Genomic DNA, 1562 nt, shown 5'->3' with positions numbered 1-1562 from the left:
TAGGCTCTGATGTTCAAGCAACGGATAAACTTCTCTTGCAAGCTGAGAGCAATGTTTCGATTGATGCCACACGCAACAGTGCCAATAGCCATCGCGGGGATCAAACCTTTCATGTCGCCGTGCACAATGGCTCTCATTTAAGTTCTGGAAAAGAGACCACTGTTCTCTCTGGAAAAGATATCCATATTGCTGCTTCCGATATAGATGCCAAGGGCAATGTTGGTCTTGGTGCCCAAGGGGAGATAACAATAGGGGTGAGAAACGATGAGATGGAGTATCATCTTCGCACCAAAAACACGAAAGTGGACATGCAAGCTTCTCATGCGGTTGGATCTTCGATAAAATCGGGAGGTGATACCACGGTCATTACAGGGCAGGATGGCAAACCGCATGATCTTAGCATTACAGGTAGTTCCATTGCGGCTGATGGCAAGGTAGGGCTGAAAGCCAGCAACGATGTCCTGATCAATAATGCAGAGGATAGCTTACATTATGAGATGTCGTATCACAAAGACGGTGGGGTGTTTAGTAGCAGCAAATCTGAGCATAACAAGATGGATGTGAGCCAAGTTGTGGGGTCAAGCATAACAGGGGGTGAAGGCATTGCCATTGATTCCGGAAACAACACGGAAGTTTTAGCCTCGACGCTCGTAGCCGGTAAGGCAGAGGAAACGTCAGGAGAGAAAGCACCAGGAGAACAGAAACAAGCGGATATTACCATTCACTCTGGGGGAAAGATTGTCATAAAAGGCGCCCAAGAACACTTGGATCAGCAAGCACAATCGTCATCAAGTGGCTTTTTGCATGAGAAATCGTCCGATACATCTCAATCGCATACCACAACGGTCTCCTCTATCCTTGGGGCAACGGGCAACATCGTGTTAGACGCACAAGGAGAAGCCAAGATTTCTGCTTCTCATCTTCTTTCCGGTCAAGATATCAATGTGAGCGGAGAAAGTGTGACGATTGATGGCATGACAGATCACCATAAAAGCCATTCAGAGGAGCATGAAACAGGTTTTGGTGTGGGATCAGGCAAGGGCTTTGTGTCGATATACGGGAGTGAGGGAAAGACAGAAAATGAAGAGAGTTTTGAACATCAAGGCTCTTCTCTCAATGCGGATGGCACGATCAACATCACTGCCAAGAAAAAAGATGTGAAAATTGTTGGCTCTGATCTTGCAGGTGAGAATATTAACCTTTCGGCAGCTCGTGATGTGAATGTGCTTGTTGGTCATAATAGCCATTCCTCAAGCTCAAAGGAAGAACGCACAGGCTTTGGCATTCAATTTGAAAAGAGCAACAGCGGTGCTTCTGTAGGTGTTGGAATTGCAAGCGCCAAAGATACGGGCGATCAATGGGAAACCACTTCCACACAATCACACATCACGGCACGCCAAGATGTGCAGATTACTGCTGACAATGATGTAAATATGCAAGCAGCCATTGTTTCGGCGGATCGTGATGTCAACATGGATGCCGGCAATAATATCACCCTATCAGAAAGCTATGATACCTCTAACGCAAAAGAAAAGCATGAAAAGTCTTTTGCTGGTGTGACA

General features: G+C 46.4%; 1 protein-coding gene. It reads left to right on the top strand.

Features of this window, described 5'->3' with window-relative positions; genetic code table 11:
- The coding region (locus ACFIJZ_RS09745; RefSeq protein ID WP_375631956.1) for a hemagglutinin repeat-containing protein at positions 1 to 1562 on the top strand (1562 nt) is incomplete at both ends.

Source organism: Bartonella sp. CL70QHWL (assembly GCF_042194855.1).
Classification (GTDB): Bacteria; Pseudomonadota; Alphaproteobacteria; order Rhizobiales; family Rhizobiaceae; genus Bartonella.
This window is presented reverse-complemented; position numbering and strand designations above follow the sequence as displayed.